Below are 15,607 nucleotides of genomic sequence, written 5' to 3' on the forward strand. Positions count from 1 at the left end.
GATCAGTTGGAGGCGGGCGAAGAGGGCGCCGGCGGTGCGCCGACGGCCTTGGCGGCGAGCAGTGCATCGATCTCGTCGGCGCCGTAGCCGAGTTCGCCGAGCACTTCGCGTGTCTGCATGCCGAGCTTCTGCGGCGCGAAGCGCACGGGCGGCGCCGCGCCGTCGTAGCGCAGCGGGTGGTTGAGCATCGTGATTGGCGCGCCCTCGACGCTCTGCGCATCGATGAACACGCCGAGGTGCGCGAGCTGGGCGTCGTCGCGCAGCTCGTCGTAGTCCTTCACCGGCATGTGCCAGATGCCGCGCGCAGCGAGCAGCGGCAGCCATTCAGCCGTGGTGCGCGCGGGCATGCGCTGCGCGACGATGCGGGTGATCTCGGTGCTGTTCGAGAAGCTGTCCGCGGTGTCGAAGCCGGCCAGCTCGGGCAGGTCGAGCGCCACCGCCAGGTCGGCCGGCGCCGCCATCGAAATCGCGAGGTGGCCGTCGGCCGTCGCGTGAATGCCCGAAGGCCCCGAGCCGCACCAGCTCGCCAGCCCGTGCGGGCCGCGCGACGTCGCCGAGCGTGCGCCGTTCATCCAGGCCGTCATCGATTCGGCCTGCAGGTCGATGGCCGACTGCAGCAGGCTGCCTTCGACCAGGCGGCCCTGGCCGGTGCGCTCGCGCGACAGCAGCGCCGCGAGGATGCCCATCGCCAGCAGCGACGCGGCATGCTGGTCGACGATGACCGGGCCCGCCGGCGTCGGCGGCCCGTCGGCGCGGCCGGTGCGCGCGGCGAAGCCGGAGCGCGCCTGCAGCAGCAGGTCTTGCCCCGGCAGGTCGCGGTCGGGGCCGCTTGCGCCGTAGCCGCTGACCGATGCATAGACGATGCGCGGGTTGAAAGCCTTCACCTGCTCGTAGCCCAGGCCCAGCCGCGCCATCGCGCCGGGGCGGAAGTTCTCCATCACCACGTCGGCCCCCTCGACCAGCTTGCGCGCGACCGCCTTGCCGGCCTCCGACTTCATGTCGAGCGCCAGGCTGCGCTTGTTGCGCCCGGTCGTCAGCAGGTTCACGCTCTGCCCCGCGACGAAGTGGTTGGCCACCGCCCAGTTGCGGTGGAAGGCCCCGTCGATCGGCTCCACCGCGATCACGTCGGCCCCCATGTCGGCCAGCAACTGGGCCGCCATCGGCCCGGCGTGGAAGTGGTTGAAGCTGATGACCTTGAAGCCGGAGAGCATGCGGGGTTCCTGAAAAGCGGTGGGGCGTTTTCAGGATAGATGCGCGGTGGCTTGTCGTGGCCGCTGCGGCTTATTCAATATCTGGGGGGGACTATCAGCGTGCTGCATAGCTGTGTGGCTCGCTATGCGTCTGTCAGCGACCGTGTTGGTATCGTTGGCTGCACGCCGCTGCGGCGGGACCGATTTCCTTGACGCTGAAAATGCGTCGCCACTTAAACAAAAGGGGATGCGCTTGCTGGATCTAACGGGAAATCACATCGCCAATCTGGGCGACGAAGACCTCCGCGTGCTGGTCACGAAGCTGTGCGAAGCGGAACTGCAGCGCAATGCCTTGCCCGCATCTGCCGTGCTGTCAGGCGGGAACCAGACGGCAAAGGATGGGGGGATCGACGTCGCGGTTGAGCTTGACGCCTCCATATCTATGACAGGCATGGACTTCGTACCCAGGCCGCTTACTGGCTTCCAGGTGAAGTGTGAGGACATGCCGGAAGGAAAAATCGCTGCGGAGATGAAGCCTGACGGCGTGCTGCGAGATTCCATCAAGGAACTCATCGCAGGCAGTGGTGCTTACGTTGTGGTCAGCTCCAAGGGCAGCGTCACCAAGCTTGTCCTGGGCAGGCGTCTCAAGTCCATGAGAGCCGCGCTGGCTGGCGAGCCGGGTGGTGACACACTGAAGATTGATTTCTACGATAGGGATCGCCTTGCCCGTTGGGTTAGGCAGTACCCGGGCGTGGAAATGTGGGTCCGCGCTCGAGTCGGTGTTTCGCTGAAGGGATGGCAAGGTTACGGCGTTTGGGCTCCTGGCGCCGAATACATCCTTGACGAGACGGCCAGGCTGCTGGAACGCCACCAGGGAGGCGCGCCCGCTTTGCTGACCATTGAGGCCGGCATGGGCCGACTGCGCAAAGTCTTAAATACTCCTGGGCAGGTCAGCCGACTTATTGGGTTGTCTGGCACTGGCAAGACGCGACTCGTGCAGGCGCTATTTGAGCCAGGGGTGGGCGAAGGACCAACGTTGGAGCGCGGCCGCATGCTGTACACCGACATCGGTCACTCGCCGGACCCCAACGCTCGCGAGATGCTCGTCCGTTTGGGTGAATCGGGGCAACGCGCAATAGTCATCGTCGACAACTGCAACCCCAGCACGCACGCGACGCTCGCTCAAGCAGTACGACAGTTCCCTAACTTCCTGAGCCTGCTAACCGTTGAGTACGACGTTGCAGACGATGATTCGCCCGAGGCTACCGAGGTCTTCGAGCTTGCCCCATCATCTGAGGCCGTGCTCGATTCCATCCTTCTGAGGCTGGTACCACACGTCAACGACAGCGATAGGCGTCGCATCATTGAGTTCTCCGGTGGCAACGCCCGAATCGCACTCGCGCTGGCTGGGACGGTTGAGCAGGGCGAGGTGCTTGGTACGTTGAACGACGCGGATTTGTTCCGCCGGCTGTTCCGACAACGTCAAGCCGAAGACGAGAACCTGCTTCGTGCCGCAGAGGTCTGCGCACTCGTCTACTCTTTCGATGGTGACGATGCTCAGAGCGATGGATCGGAACTCAGGGTTCTGGGATCGCTCGCTGGGTTCAGCGGCAGAGAGCTTTATCGCCATGTTGCCGCATTGAAGAAGCGTGACCTCGTTCAATCTCGCAGCAAGTGGCGTGCGCTGCTGCCGCCAGCCCTGGCAAACCGGCTAGCGAAAGCCGCGCTGGAGAACATACCTCACTCGGACATCGTCGAAGCATTCGCTAATAGCGATCGCCTGCTCATCTCCTTCAGCCGTCGCCTGGAGTACCTACACGACAGCGATGCCGCGAGGGCTATTGCCGCTCGCTGGATGGCGGACGAGCACTGGCTTTCCAAGCCCCAGGAACTCACACCCTTGGGGTTGAAACTCTTCGTCAACTTGGCGCCGCTGGACCCGCAGAAGGCGCTTGCGGCCTTGGCGCGTTCGTTTGCAGGCTCAGGGGCGATCGAGTTCGTCGAACGGCAGCAGAGCAATCTATCGGAATGGAGCGCCCTTCTGCGGCATCTGGCGTACGAGCCCGCCGACTTCGATGTAGCTGCGCCGATGCTGTTGACGCTCGCCGAGCTGAACAAGACGACCTACGTTAACTGCAGGGAAAACTGGCACGAACCTTTCCGCATCGCGCTGTCTGGCACTAACGCTCTGCCAGCCCAGCGTATAGCGTTGCTCCGGCGGCTGATGGCTATTTCAACTGGACGCCGCCTTGAACTAGTGTGGGATGCGGTCGAGGCAACGCTGGCCTGCAACTTCATCAACTCTTCGCACGACTTTTCCTTCGGCGCCCGACCGCACGGCTACGGATGGGAGCCATCGACCGGAGAGGAGGTCCGTGCCTGGTACGAAGGCGCGTTTGATCTTCTCCGCGTCATGGAGCAGTCCGGCCCCGAGGGTAGCAAGCGAGCCATGACTGCGCTCGCCACCCATTTTCGCGAGCTGTGGAGGTGTGGAATGCACAGCGAACTCGGGGTCTTGGCAAGGGACTTCGCCGCTAAGTCGGGTTGGTCAGCAGGATGGGTGGAGGTCCGAAGCACACTGCGCTTCGACTCCAAGGGGATGCCTGCAGATCTCGTCGCAGCTTTGCGGCAGTTGGAGTCCGACCTCTCGCCGGCCGGCTTGCTTCAGGAGGTGAGAACCTACACGCTCGGTCCCGCGGGAGGCTATTTGGGCGTGGCTGACGTTCTGGACGACACAGACGAGGAGGAGAGCCAAAACCCGATCGACCCTTGGCAACGAGCCTCGGACAAGGTCGTTGCTTTGGGCGATGCCCTTGCCGGGCAGGAGGAAGCGCTGAGGTCGGTTTTGCCCGAGCTGTTCCATGAACAGCAGGGTCGTCAGTTCGAACTCGGGCTCGGGCTGGGGCGGGCTTCCGACGAGCCGCTGCGCCACTGGGCCATTCTTTGCCAAACCTTCTCGCAGGCGTCTGGAGAGCCGAACGTCAGCGTGCTCTCGGGCTTTGCCAGTGCGGTGAAGGCCAAGGATCAGACAGCACACCTGGAAATCCTGCGCCTGGCCGAAGCTGAAGCCAAGCTAGAGCCGTTCTATCCCTTGCTGGTCGGCCTGCCGTTCGGAGACGACGACGCGGACCGGCTGATTGCCGCAATGCACCGACGCGTGGCGAGCCCTTACAGGTTCACGTTGCGGACGAATCTGAAGGGCACTCCTGGCTTCTCGCTGGAGAAGTTCTGCTTAGCAGTGCAGGAGCTGTCGCACATGGACGGTGGACTGGGTGCTGCCATAGACCAATTGAGCGCTGAGCTGTATTTTTGGAAGCCCGACACCGCCGCGGTGCCGGTCGAGTTCAAGCAGCTTGGTCAGGCTCTGTTGAACAAGTTCCAATTCGATACGGGCAACCAGATGCTTGCCTACCGAGTAAATGAGCTCGCGAAGATCGCGTTCGTGGGTGAGGAGGCGTCGGCCGCCGCTGCGCAGTTCGCTAGCCAGTTTGCCGTCGCGCTTGAGGACTACCAAACCCATGGCGACGAGTATGGAGAGATCGCCTGCACGCTCTTCAAACTGCAGCCGAAGGTCGCGTTGGAGGCGTTCCTCACCAAGCCAACCAAACGCAAGCACTTCGGATTCCGGTCGCGCTTCGTGGCTCGTCACGGGCCGGTAGTTCAATGTGCGCCGGTGGAGGTCACCATTGAGTGGGCCCGCGCCGATCCAGAGATACGCGCACCATTGCTGGCGTCTGAGATAAACATCATTGCGACAGCAGAGAACGGGGCGACGGTTTTAAGCCACCTTGCGAACAGTCTGCTGGAGATGGTGTCGAACAAGGGCCTGGTTCTTAAGGCCTTCGGAGGCAACTTCCATCCTTCTCACTGGTCTGGGAGCTTGGCGCAGACGCTCGCACCTTTCGTGACGCTTGCTGAAGACCTACTGAACCACAGCGACCCGTTGATTGCCAGTTGGGCTTCTGAGTCGCTGAAGGCCATGCGCGTGCGCATTGAGGGAGACCACCATTGGGAGTCAGGCCGAGAGGAATCATTTGAGTAAGGTGATGGCGAGTCCGCCGCTGCGCTTTTTCTTCTAGTCGGAACTCCTTACCTGATCGGTTCGGGCACTGAGCTGCTGAAGGCTCGCCCGCACCGTCAGCTCATGATCTTCGCTCTCCCACCACAGCGTCCACCCACCGCGGCCTATTCGCCGCCCTTATAGTCCCGCCCCCAAACCGCATTGGCCGCCGCCCCGACGCGCCGCTAAGGTGGCCGCAGTCCTTCACTGCGTGCCGCCATGCCTTCCGAGTCCTTCGATCATTTCCGCGGCATCCATGCCGCCACTGTGTGCCCGCTGCTTGACGATGGCGGCATCGACGAAGCCACGCTGGCTGCGCACCTGTCGGCCGTGTCGCGTGCCGATGGCATCACCGGCCTCCTGATCAACGGGCATGCGGGCGAGAACTTCATGCTGGGCCGCGACGAGAAGCGCCGCGTGACCGAGATCGCGCGGCAGGCCTGCCCGTCGCACACGCTGCTGGTGTGTGGCATCAACGCCGAAGACAGCCTGGAGGCGCAGCGCCATGTCGATGACGCCGAGGCCGCGGGCGCGGATGCGGTGCTGGTGTTCCCGCCGTTCTCCTGGGCGCTCTCGCAAGACGCCGACATGGCGGTGCGGCACCACCGCATCGCGACGTCGAACAGCTCGCTGCCGCTCTTCCTATACCAGGCCGGCGTGCGCGCCGGTGCGCTCGCCTACACGGCGGACGTGCTGGAGCGCCTTTCGCAGCTGCCCAACGTCATCGGCATCAAGGAGGGCAGCTGGGAAGCCGCCGCCTACGAAGCCAACCTGCGTCTCGTGGCGCGCGTGGCGCCGGAGGTGATGGTGATGGCCTCGGGCGACGAGCACCTGCTGACCTGCTTCGCGGTCGGCACCGCCGGCAGCCTGGTGAGCCTGGCCTGCGTCACGCCGGAGTTGGTCGTCGGCCTGTACCGCGCGATGCAGGCGGGCGACCTCGCCACGGCGCGCGCCTTCAACGATCGCATCTACCCGCTGGCCAAGGCCATCTACGGCACCGCGCCGGGCGGCCACGCCAACGCGCGGCTCAAGACCTGCCTGAAGCTGCTGGGCCACATCCCGAGCGACGCGATGCGCCCGCCGATGGGGCCGCTGCCCGACGGCGAGGTCGCGATGCTGGCGCAGGCACTCCGAGCTGCAGGCCTCCAAACCACTGAGGAATCTGCCCCATGACCAAGACCCTGATCCGCAATGGCCGCATCGTCACGGCCGTCGACGACTACCGCGCCGACATCCTGCTGGACGACGGCCAGATCGCCGCCATCGGCAAGCAGCTCGACGTCGGCCCCGACACCCGCGTCATCGACGCGGCCGGCCTGCTGGTGCTGCCTGGCGGTGTCGACGTGCACACCCACCTCGACAACACCTTCGGCGACTCGACCACCGCCGACGACTATGAGTCGGGCACGCGCGCCGCGGCCTTCGGCGGCACGACCACCATCATCGACTTCGCCTTCCAGGGCAAGGAAGACAGCCCGCTCGACGCCATCGCGCGCACGCAGGCCAAGGCGTCGGTCGGCGCGAGCATCGACTACGGCTTCCACGTGATCCTCACGCATGTCGACGACACCGTGCTGGGCGACATGAAGCACGCCATCCGCCACGAGGGCGTGAGCAGCTTCAAGATGTTCATGGCCTACCCGGGCACGGTGATGGTCGACGACGCGGCCATCTTCCGGGCGATGCGGCTGGTCGGCGAGCACGGCGGCATGGTCGCGCTGCACGCCGAGAACGGCAACGTGATCGAGCTGCTGATCCGCGAGGCGCTGGCGCAGGGCCACACCTCGCCGCGCTACCACGCGCTCACGCGGCCGGCCATCCTCGAAGGCGAGGCGACACACCGCGGCATCAAGCTGGCCGAGCTGGCCAACGCGCCGGTGTACTTCGTCCACCTCTCGGCCAAAGAGGCGCTCAAGCACGTGATCGAGGCACGCGACCTCGGCATCCCGGTCTTCGCCGAAACCTGCCCGCACTACCTCTTCTTCGACGAGTCGGTGTACGACAGCGACGACTTCTCGATTGCCAAGCACGTGATGACGCCGCCGCTGCGCGACAAGCAGTCGCAAGACGCGCTGTGGACCGCGCTCAAGACCGACGACCTGCAGCTCATCTCGACCGACCACTGCCCCTTCTGCATGAAGGAAGGCCACATGGGCCGCGTGCATCAGAAGGAACACGGCCGCCACGACTTCTCGAAGATCCCCAACGGCGCGCCGGGCATCGAGACGCGCATGACCGTGATCTACGACGGCGGCGTGCGCAGCAAGCGCATCACGCTCAACCGCTTCGTCGAGCTGACGGCCACCGCGCCGGCCAAGCTCTTCGGTCTGTTTCCGCGCAAGGGCACGATCGCGGTCGGCAGCGACGCCGACATCGTGCTGTTCGACCCCGACGGCACGCAGACCATCTCCGCGCACTCGCACCACAGCAACGTCGACTACAGCCTGTTCGAAGGCAAGCAAGTGCACGGCGTGGTGAAGAAGGTGTTCTCGCGCGGCGAGCTCATCGTCGACGGCGAGCAGTGGCTGGGCCGTCCGGGGCGCGGCCAGTTTCAGGTTCGCGGCGAAGTCGGGGGCTACTGAGCATGCTGGTTCGACCGAACGTGGCGCGCCGCCGACTGGAAGCCGGCGAGACCGTGCTGGGCATGGGCGTGCAGCAGGTCACGGGCGCGGCCGTGGCGGGCCTGGCGCTGCGATGCGGCTTCGACTTTCTCTTCATCGACATCGAGCATTCGCCGGTCGACGCGGCGGCGGCCGCCAACATCGCCGCGGCCGCGCTGCCGCTGGGCATCGCGCCGCTGGTGCGCGTGCCGGGCAAGAACTCGCCCGACATCTCGCGGCTGCTCGACGGCGGCGCGCAGGGCATCGTCGTGCCGCACGTCGACGACGCGGTCGAGGCCGCTGCCGCGGTGCGCGCCTGCAAGTACCCGCCGCTAGGCATGCGCTCCTTCTTCGGGCTGCAGCCGCACTTCGACTACGCGCGGCATCCCGCGCCGGAGGCGATGGCGGCAGCGAACGACGAGCTGCTCTGCATCGTGATGCTCGAATCGCCACGCGCCATCGCCAATGCCGACAGCATCGCGGCGGTGCCGGGCGTGGATGTGCTGCTGGTCGGCAGCAACGACCTCTCGCTCGAACTCGGCATACCGGGTCAGCTGCAAGACCCGGCGGTCGAGTCGGCGTTCGCGGCCGTCATCGCGGCCTGCAAGGCGCACGGTAAGCACGCGGGGCTGGCCGGCATCGTCGACCCGGCGCTGCTGCGCCGTCACATCGAAGCCGGCATGCGCTTCGTGCTGACCAGCAACGACATCGACCTGCTCATCGCCGCGGGTGAGGCGCGGGTGGCCTCGCTGAGGGCCATCTAGGCCAGCAGCGCGTCCAGCTCGATCTCGACGAAGGCGCTGTCGGGCAGGCTCGCCACGCCCACGACGGTGCGCGCGGGGCGGGGCGCGTCGGGCCACGCGGTGTGCAGCACGTCCGACGCGGCGTCGAGCACGGCGCTGTGGGCCGTGAAGTCCTCGGTGCTTCGGAGGAAGCCGCGCACGCGGCACACGTCGAGTCGCTCGGGCAGGGCGCCGCCGCAGGCTGCAGCGACGGCGGCCAGCAGTTTCAGCATCGCGACCTCGGCAGCGGCACGGGCGCGATCCAGGGGTTCGCCGGGGGTGCAGAGGCCGGCGATGGCCACGCCCTCGACACGCGAAGTCTGGCCGCTGACGGCGAGCCATTGGCCGCCATGGGGCATCGGCAACAGGTGGAAGGGCGCGTAGTGGCCGCGCGGCTGCGGTGCCGCCGGCAGGCGGTGGCCGGCCGCGGCCAGGCGTTGCTCGGGCGTCGTGGCGCTCATGCGGGCCCGCTCCAGCCGACCTGTCCGCTCAGCCAGCAGCCGGCGACCGAGCCACCGTCGAAGCGCGGGCGCACCTCGATGACCGAGGGCCGGCCCATGGCGTCGCCCTGGCGGACGCTGCAGACGACGCCCGCGCCGGGTGTGCCGATGGCGATGTCACCCTTGGCTGCCAGGTGGCCCCACAGCGCAGCCGCTGCGATGCCCGTCGCGGCATCTTCTGGATAGCCGGACGACTTGGGGAACTGCCGCGCCGCCACCACGGCGCCGCCCGGTGCGGTCGAGCCCGCCACCGCATAGGGATACAGGCCGGTGGAGCCGATGGATCCGCACAGCGCTTCCATCGACGCGAAGTCGGGTTGCAGCGCATGCAGGGCGGCGGCATCGGGCATCGGCACCAGCGTCTTGACGCGGCTGGTGCTGGCGTTGGTCATCTCGGGCACCGCGCCGGCGGGCAGGCCGAGCACGGCCGCGACGCGGCTTGCGTGCGCGGGCGACAGCGCCTGCGCCTGCACCGCGGGCTGCGAGATCCAGACGCGACCGGCGGCCGCATCCCATTCGACATCGACGAGGCCGCTCAAGGTCTCGACGCGCGCGGTGGGCGTGTTCCAGCGTCCCCACTGGCGCATCGCCCAGAGCGTGCCGACGGTGGCATGGCCGCACATCTCCATCTCGTGCTGCGGCACGAAGAAGCGCAGCTGCCAGTCCGCGCCCGCCGTCGTCGGCGCCAGCACGAACGCCGACTCGTGGCCCGTGGCGCGTGCGACGCCGATCATGTCTTCGGACGACAGCGCGGACGCGTCCGCGACCAGCGGCACCGGGTTGCCGCCACCGGGGCCGCCGACGAAGACATCGACCTGTCGGCGTTCGCCCGGCGCCGGCGGCGTGGTGGGGCCGGGCATGTGGCGAGCGTCAGTCAACCTTGGCTCCCACGGCCTTGGCGATGCGGCCCCAGGCGGGGATGTCGGCCGCGACCGCGGCCTGCAACTCGGCCGGCGTACCGGGCTTGGCGTTGATGCCCTTGGAGGCGAAGTCCGCGACCACGGCACGGTCGGCCAGCACCTTGTTCAGCGCCGCATTGAAGCGCTCCACCACCGGCGCAGGCGTGCCGCGCGGGAAGGCCACGCCGTACCAGAGCGACTGCGTGAAGTTCGGAATGCCCTGCTGCTGGAATGTCTGCACGCCGGTGAGCAATGCATTCGGCGCCGTCGTCGCCACGGCGACCAGCTTGCCGGAGCGGATGTAGGGCACCAGGCCGGCAGGGTTGTCGAACATCAGCTGCACCTGCCCGCCCATGAGGTCGGTGTAGGCGGGCGCTGCGCCCCGGTACGGCACGTGCACCAGCGGTACGCCCGCATAAGCCTTGAACTGTTCTCCCAGCAGGTGCGACACCGTGCCGGTGCCGACCGAAGCAAAGCTGTATTGCTCGGGGCTCTGCTTCAGCGTGGCGACAAGCGTCTTGACATCGGTGCCGCGCACGCCCGGGTTCGTCGCCAGCACATAGGGCGACGTGCCGACGAAGCCGGCATAGACGAAGTCGCGCAGGGGGTCGTAGGGAAGTTTCGGGTACACGCTGACGCTGACCGCATGGGTGCTCGTCGTGGCGAGCACCGCGGTGTAGCCGTCGGGTGTGGCCTTGGCCACATAGGCCGAACCGATGGTCCCGCCCGCTCCGGCGCGGTTGTCGATGACGAGCGGCTGGCCCAGTTCCTTCTGGAGCTGGGACTGGATGCTGCGGATGGCCAGGTCCGTGCCGCCGCCAGCCGGGAAGGGCACGACGACGGTGACGGCCCGTGTCGGCCACGCCTGCGCGGAGGAGACGGCGGGGGTTGCGCCGAGCCCGAGGGTCGCGGCGGCGAGAAGCGCAGTGGCCAGCGGGTGGCGGCGCGCAGGGGAGGTCGAGTGGTGTGGCACGGTGAGTCCAGGGAGCATGACGATGGCTTCATGCTAGGAGCGCGGCGCGCACCGCACCAACCGGTATGCGACACGGCACCAACCCGTTTGCGACAGCGTCGCGATCGCCCGATACGCCTCAGGTTGCGACGCCTCTGAGCAGCCGGTGCAGATGCCCGCTGTGGGTGAAGCCGAGCTGCTGACTGGCACGCGCGGGCGCTTCGCCCCGGTCCAGCAGTTCGCGGGCCTTCGTCGCGAGCATGCGACGGCGCAGCGCCACGGGGGTGCTGCCGAGTTCCGAGGCGCAGGCACGCTGCAGCCGGCGGACGGAGACACCGAGCTCGTCGGCCACGGCCTCCACCGTCGGCATCGGCGATTCGAGCGCCAGCGCCAGTGCGTAGCAATCGAGCATGCGTTGCGAGAGCAGCGCTTGGGGCCCTCGGGGCGGTGATGTCAGGAACTGCTCGGGCCGGCGCGCGGCCATCTGCGCCATGAGGGCACGGACCAGCGGTTCGCTGCCCTCCGGCGCCAGCGCCGGCGCAAGGAGTGCGTCGAGCATGCAGGCCGCCGCGGCATCGAGCTGGAAGACACCATAGCGGCTCCTGCGGCCCAGCAGCTCGGGGCGCAGGTAGAGCTCACCGTGGCGTTGCCGTTGTGCGCTGGTCCGCGTGCTGTGCGCGGCCGATGCGGGCAGCAGCAGCGCGGTGTGGCGAGCCAGCCGCCAGGCCCGCGGTGCGCTACCCGGTTCGGCGAGCCAGCAACTGTCGAGCGTTCCGACCTGCGGCCACAGCAGCATGGCGCAGTCGTGCATGTGCCAGTCGAACTGGTAGCGGGGTTGCCGGTTCTGCCTCAGCGCGAACCCCCGCTCGGCCGTCGCCGCCAGCTTCGACGAAAGTGGAATGCCTGTTGCCATGGTGCCTCCTTCGGCCTGGATCTCCGAACCAAGCGATTTTCGGACCATGGTGCGGGCCGTGGCGGCCCGCCTGAACCCTCAGACCGGCCCGGTGCCGCGGATCGCGATGACCTTCTCGGGCAGCTTGGTCATGCCGTACTGGTCGAGGATGCGGTCGTAGGTGCCGTCCTTGACCATGTCGTTGAAGGCCTTGACCACGGCGTCGGCCACCGGCTTCGAGCGGAAGCTCATCATCGTCGGCGAGCCGCCCTGTGCCGGCAGCAGCATCGTGGCCTGGCCGGCCTTCACGAAGGCGCCGCCCGCGTAGTTGGGGAAGGCGGCCATGTCGAACTGGCCCGCGCGCAGACCGGCCATGACTTCGCTCGCGGTCGGGAACGACAAAATCCTGATCGACTTGCGGCCCTTGGCGACGTTGTCCTTCTCGCGCTCCTTCAGCCAGCGCTCCTGGTACGAATCGGCCTCGACGCCGATGCTCAGGTCGGTCAGCGCGTCGGCCGAGGCCAGCGTGCGCTTGCTGCCCGGCACCGCGACGATGTCGATCGCGGCCATGGCGTAGGGGATGGCCCACATCACCTTCGAGCGCTCTTCGGTGAAGAACATGCCGGTGTTGATGCCGTCGAAGCGCGCGGCCTTCAGCGCAGGGATCATCGCGGGGAAGTCCATGCGGATCGTCTCGGCCTTGAGGCACAGGCGCTTGCCTAGCTCGGCTGCGAGGTCGAGGTTCATGCCCTTGAGTTCACCGCTGGCGTCGACGAACTGCAGCGGTGGCAGCGTCGGGTTGGTCGACAGCTGGATCTTGCCCTCGGTGATCAACTCGCTCTTCGGAATGGTCGGGGTGCAGGTCTGCGCGGAAGCGACCATGCCGGAGAGCGGGCCGGCGAGCGCCACGATGGCGAGCGCGCTGCGCAGAAGGGCGAATTTCATGAGGGTTCCTGGAAGAAGAAATGAGGCCTGCAAGGCCGGTGCTGGATGCTCGAAAAGAAAAGAATAGCCATCGCCGCGCAGCGTGCTCAATTCAGTTGAGGGGCGGGACTATAGGCCGCCGATATACGTCGTGATGGTGCGTTCGGCGCACCGAAAACGACCAAAAATTGGACCGCTATCATCGACCGACCCGATGCGTTGTCGGGCATGAATCGACCCCGATGTCCGACCCGCAATTCCGCTCCCTCATCAACCTCCGCCAACTGGAGGTGCTGCGTGCGGTGATGCGTTGCCGCACCACCATCGGCGCGGCCGAAGAGCTGGGCATGTCGCAGCCCGCGGTGAGCAACGCGATCAAGCTGGCCGAGACCAAGCTGGGCATCGCACTGTTCGACCGCGTGAGCAACCGCCTGGTGCCCACGGCCGATGCGCAGATCCTCATGGCCGACGCCGAGCCGCTCTTCGTCGTGCACGAAGCCGTGCAGCGCAAGGCCTGGGACCTGCGCACCGGCCGCGCGGGCGTGCTGCGCATCCACGCGACGGCCGAGCTGTCGCAGTACCTCGTGCCTTCGGTGCTGGCGTTGTTCATGGCCGAGCACCCCGACGTGCAGGTGACCATCGAATCGGTGCGCATGGACGCGCTGCTCGAAGGCGTTGAAAGCGGCAGCGCCGACCTCGGCATCGCGATGAAGCCGCCGGCGCGGCCCAACCTCGCGCGCGAGGTGCTGGTCGAGGCCGAGATGATGTGCATCACGCCCAAGGGCCACGAACTGGCGGACTTGCCGGTGCTCACGCCGTTCGACCTGCGCGGGCGCCGCATCGTCGGGCCGGGGCCGGCGAGCCCGCTGGGCGCGATGATCGCGCAGGCCTTCGAGCGTTCGTCGGACCACTACCACGCCGACATCGAGGCGCGCTTCGCCAACGTCGTGAGCCCGCTGGTGGCGCGCGGCCTGGGTATCGGCTTCGTCGACGAGCTGACGGCGCGCTATGCGAAGGAGCCGGGCTTCGACGTGCATCGCTTCCGGCCGCGCGTGGCGGTGCCGGTGTGCGGCCTGTTCGTGCGCGACAAGCCGCGCGCGCGCCTTGCGCAGGCCTTCATGCAGCATGCGCTGCAGTACATGCAGGCGCAGATCGGGCGACCCGACGACGGCGACGCCGCCGCCGAAGACCTCAGGCCGTGACCGGCGTACGCACCACGGTCGTCTTCTTTTCCGTTGGCGCATAGCCCTTGCCATAGTGCTTCTCGAGGCGGCGTTGCACCACGTCCCACAGCGAGGTGAGCACGAGGTAGAAGACGGCGGCCACGCAGTAGAGCTCCAGCACTTCGAATTTGGCCTGCATCAGCACCTGGCTGCGGCGCATCAGCTCTTCCATCGAGATGACGGACGCCAGTGACGTGGCCTTGAGCAGGCCGTTCACCGAATTGCCGAGTGGCGGGATGATGATGCGGATCACCTGCGGCAGCGTGACCAGCCGCAGCGTCGCCATCTTCGACAGGCTCAGTGCCTTGGCGGCTTCGATCTGCCCCTTGGCGACCGCCGAGAAGCCGGCGCGGATCGTCTCCGACAGGTAGGCCGCTTCGTTCAGGCTCAGCGCCAGGATGGCGGAGGTGAGCACGTCGAAGCGCACGCCCAGCTGCGGCAGGCCGGTGTAGATGATCACGATCTGCACCAGCAGCGGCGTGCCGCGGAAGATCCAGATGTAGAACTTGGCAGGCGCCCGCAGGAACTTGTTGGTGGACATGCTCGCGAGCGCCAGCGGCAGCGCGAGGGCCAAGCCGATGAGGATCGTGGCGATCGTCAGCCCGATTGTGATCCCGACCCCACCCAGCAGGTAGGGGTTGACCAGGTAGGACAGAAAGGCATCGACGTTGAACACGGCCCGGGTTTCCTTTGCGCTGTGGTGGTGGCGTGCTTACTTGGGCGCCGGGCCGGGGCCGCGGATGGCGAAGTTCGTGTCTTTCAGGCGCGTCATCTTGAACTTGTCGAACAGCTTGTCGTAGGTGCCGTCGGCCTTGAGCTCGTTCAGCGCCGCGGCTGCCGCCAGGGCCGTCGTCTTGTCGCGGTAGGTGACCGTGATGTCGGTGCCGTTGATGCCGCTCAGCCAGACCTTGGCGATGCCGCGCTCGACGAAGTTGGCCGCCGTCTCGTCGATGTTGATGCCGGCTTCGAGCTGGCCGGCGCGCAGGGCGGCCGTGGTTTCCGACGCCGTCATGAATGTGCGGAAGTCGATGGGCTTGAGGCCGCGCGCGACCATGTCGGCGTTGTACTCGCGCGACTTGCGTTCCTGGTAGGTGCCGGTCTCGATGCCGACGACGCGGCCTGCGAGGTCGTCGAACTTGGTGATCTTCAGCGTGCTGGTGGGCACGGTGTAGATGCTCATGGCTTGTTGGCCGTAGGGGATCATGAACATCAGCTTGGAACGCTCTTCGGTCCAGAACATGCCGGTGTTGATCATGTCGAAGCGACCGGCCTGAAGCGCAGGAATCATCGGCGGCATGTCCATGCGGACGAAGACCGGTTCCAGGCACAGCTTTTTCGCGATCGCCTTGCCGAGCTCGACGTTGAGGCCCTGCAGTTCACCCTTCTCGTCGACGAACTGCTGCGGCGGCAGCGTGGGATTGGTCGACATCTGCAGCTTGCCGGCCGACACCAGGTGTTCGGCGCTGACCTTGGGCGTGCAGGTTTGAGCGATGGCCGAAGCCGAGAACGCGGCGCCAAGGAAGAGCGCAAGAGCCAGTGTGGAGCGTTGCATGATGTGCTTTCGTGAGACGAAGGTGGGTGGAAC

Annotated in this window: 13 protein-coding genes; 5 read left to right on the plus strand and 8 right to left on the minus strand. The window is 66.8% G+C overall.

The features are described 5' to 3' along the window. Nucleotides 1-2 precede the first annotated feature (2 nt). Nucleotides 3-1,211 (minus strand): CaiB/BaiF CoA transferase family protein, encoded by a 1,209-nt coding sequence (locus tag ACSFA0_RS10370; protein WP_435450098.1) that lies wholly within the window; start codon nucleotides 1,209-1,211, stop codon nucleotides 3-5. A gap of 226 nt (nucleotides 1,212-1,437) precedes the next feature. Between ACSFA0_RS10370 and ACSFA0_RS10375 the strand changes: the two genes are divergently transcribed. From ACSFA0_RS10375 to ACSFA0_RS10390, 4 genes are all read left to right on the plus strand, one after another. Further along, nucleotides 1,438-5,232 (plus strand): hypothetical protein, encoded by a 3,795-nt coding sequence (locus tag ACSFA0_RS10375; protein ID WP_435450099.1) that lies wholly within the window; start codon nucleotides 1,438-1,440, stop codon nucleotides 5,230-5,232. A 237-nt stretch (nucleotides 5,233-5,469) separates the two neighbouring features. Beyond that, nucleotides 5,470-6,423: a dihydrodipicolinate synthase family protein gene (locus tag ACSFA0_RS10380; RefSeq protein WP_435450100.1), complete on the plus strand. Its 954-nt coding sequence runs from the start codon at nucleotides 5,470-5,472 to the stop codon at nucleotides 6,421-6,423. Next, nucleotides 6,420-7,832, plus strand: a complete 1,413-nt coding sequence (gene hydA, locus ACSFA0_RS10385; protein WP_435450101.1) for a dihydropyrimidinase — start codon at nucleotides 6,420-6,422, stop codon at nucleotides 7,830-7,832. The genes ACSFA0_RS10380 and hydA overlap by 4 nt, the downstream gene beginning before the upstream one ends. 2 nt (nucleotides 7,833-7,834) lie before the next feature. Beyond that, nucleotides 7,835-8,614 carry an HpcH/HpaI aldolase family protein gene (locus tag ACSFA0_RS10390; protein ID WP_435450102.1) on the plus strand — a complete coding sequence of 260 codons (780 nt, stop codon included), beginning with the start codon at nucleotides 7,835-7,837 and terminating at the stop codon, nucleotides 8,612-8,614. Here the strand turns inward: ACSFA0_RS10390 and ACSFA0_RS10395 are convergent. The 5 genes from ACSFA0_RS10395 to ACSFA0_RS10415 all read right to left on the minus strand — a co-directional run bounded on the left by ACSFA0_RS10395 (nucleotide 8,611) and on the right by ACSFA0_RS10415 (nucleotide 12,820). Next, nucleotides 8,611-9,093 (minus strand): RidA family protein, encoded by a 483-nt coding sequence (locus tag ACSFA0_RS10395; RefSeq protein ID WP_435450103.1) that lies wholly within the window; start codon nucleotides 9,091-9,093, stop codon nucleotides 8,611-8,613. The genes ACSFA0_RS10390 and ACSFA0_RS10395 overlap by 4 nt on opposite strands. Then, the gene (locus ACSFA0_RS10400) at nucleotides 9,090-9,992 is read right to left on the minus strand and encodes a PhzF family phenazine biosynthesis protein (RefSeq protein ID WP_435450104.1); all 903 of its coding nucleotides are present in this window, start codon (nucleotides 9,990-9,992) and stop codon (nucleotides 9,090-9,092) included. Before ACSFA0_RS10400 ends, ACSFA0_RS10395 begins: the two co-directional genes overlap by 4 nt. Before the next feature lie 10 nt (nucleotides 9,993-10,002). Next, nucleotides 10,003-11,022, minus strand: a complete 1,020-nt coding sequence (locus tag ACSFA0_RS10405; protein WP_435450105.1) for a Bug family tripartite tricarboxylate transporter substrate binding protein — start codon at nucleotides 11,020-11,022, stop codon at nucleotides 10,003-10,005. Nucleotides 11,023-11,122: 100 nt separating this feature from the next. Beyond that, on the minus strand, nucleotides 11,123-11,896 hold the full coding sequence (locus ACSFA0_RS10410) for a helix-turn-helix transcriptional regulator (protein WP_435450106.1): 774 nt from the start codon (nucleotides 11,894-11,896) through the stop codon (nucleotides 11,123-11,125). 78 nt (nucleotides 11,897-11,974) lie between these two features. Continuing rightward, on the minus strand, nucleotides 11,975-12,820 hold the full coding sequence (locus ACSFA0_RS10415) for a transporter substrate-binding domain-containing protein (protein ID WP_435450107.1): 846 nt from the start codon (nucleotides 12,818-12,820) through the stop codon (nucleotides 11,975-11,977). A gap of 221 nt (nucleotides 12,821-13,041) precedes the next feature. On the opposite strand from ACSFA0_RS10415, the gene ACSFA0_RS10420 reads away from it, so the two are divergent. Further along, on the plus strand, nucleotides 13,042-14,001 hold the full coding sequence (locus tag ACSFA0_RS10420; RefSeq protein ID WP_435450108.1) for a LysR family transcriptional regulator: 960 nt from the start codon (nucleotides 13,042-13,044) through the stop codon (nucleotides 13,999-14,001). On the opposite strand, the gene ACSFA0_RS10425 is transcribed toward ACSFA0_RS10420, so the two are convergent. Together ACSFA0_RS10425 and ACSFA0_RS10430 are read right to left on the minus strand one after the other, a co-directional pair. Then, nucleotides 13,991-14,698: an amino acid ABC transporter permease gene (locus tag ACSFA0_RS10425; RefSeq protein WP_435450109.1), complete on the minus strand. Its 708-nt coding sequence runs from the start codon at nucleotides 14,696-14,698 to the stop codon at nucleotides 13,991-13,993. The genes ACSFA0_RS10420 and ACSFA0_RS10425 overlap by 11 nt on opposite strands. Nucleotides 14,699-14,734: 36 nt before the next feature. Then, nucleotides 14,735-15,574: an ABC transporter substrate-binding protein gene (locus ACSFA0_RS10430; RefSeq protein ID WP_435450110.1), complete on the minus strand. Its 840-nt coding sequence runs from the start codon at nucleotides 15,572-15,574 to the stop codon at nucleotides 14,735-14,737. Between the last annotated feature and the right edge of the window lie 33 nt (nucleotides 15,575-15,607).

Origin of the sequence: Variovorax restrictus, assembly GCF_051216715.1 — a bacterium.
In the GTDB taxonomy this organism is placed as follows: Bacteria; Pseudomonadota; Gammaproteobacteria; order Burkholderiales; family Burkholderiaceae_C; genus Variovorax.

Coding starts and splice junctions, on each gene's coding strand:
- ACSFA0_RS10400 (WP_435450104.1), bottom strand. CDS start 9,992: ATGCCCGGCCCCACCACGCCGCCGGCGCCGGGCGAACGCCGACAGGTC.
- ACSFA0_RS10430 (WP_435450110.1), bottom strand. CDS start 15,574: ATGCAACGCTCCACACTGGCTCTTGCGCTCTTCCTTGGCGCCGCGTTC.
- ACSFA0_RS10370 (WP_435450098.1), bottom strand. CDS start 1,211: ATGCTCTCCGGCTTCAAGGTCATCAGCTTCAACCACTTCCACGCCGGG.
- hydA (WP_435450101.1), top strand. CDS start 6,420: ATGACCAAGACCCTGATCCGCAATGGCCGCATCGTCACGGCCGTCGAC.
- ACSFA0_RS10420 (WP_435450108.1), top strand. CDS start 13,042: ATGTCCGACCCGCAATTCCGCTCCCTCATCAACCTCCGCCAACTGGAG.
- ACSFA0_RS10375 (WP_435450099.1), top strand. CDS start 1,438: ATGCGCTTGCTGGATCTAACGGGAAATCACATCGCCAATCTGGGCGAC.
- ACSFA0_RS10390 (WP_435450102.1), top strand. CDS start 7,835: ATGCTGGTTCGACCGAACGTGGCGCGCCGCCGACTGGAAGCCGGCGAG.
- ACSFA0_RS10405 (WP_435450105.1), bottom strand. CDS start 11,022: ATGCTCCCTGGACTCACCGTGCCACACCACTCGACCTCCCCTGCGCGC.
- ACSFA0_RS10410 (WP_435450106.1), bottom strand. CDS start 11,896: ATGGCAACAGGCATTCCACTTTCGTCGAAGCTGGCGGCGACGGCCGAG.
- ACSFA0_RS10395 (WP_435450103.1), bottom strand. CDS start 9,093: ATGAGCGCCACGACGCCCGAGCAACGCCTGGCCGCGGCCGGCCACCGC.
- ACSFA0_RS10380 (WP_435450100.1), top strand. CDS start 5,470: ATGCCTTCCGAGTCCTTCGATCATTTCCGCGGCATCCATGCCGCCACT.
- ACSFA0_RS10415 (WP_435450107.1), bottom strand. CDS start 12,820: ATGAAATTCGCCCTTCTGCGCAGCGCGCTCGCCATCGTGGCGCTCGCC.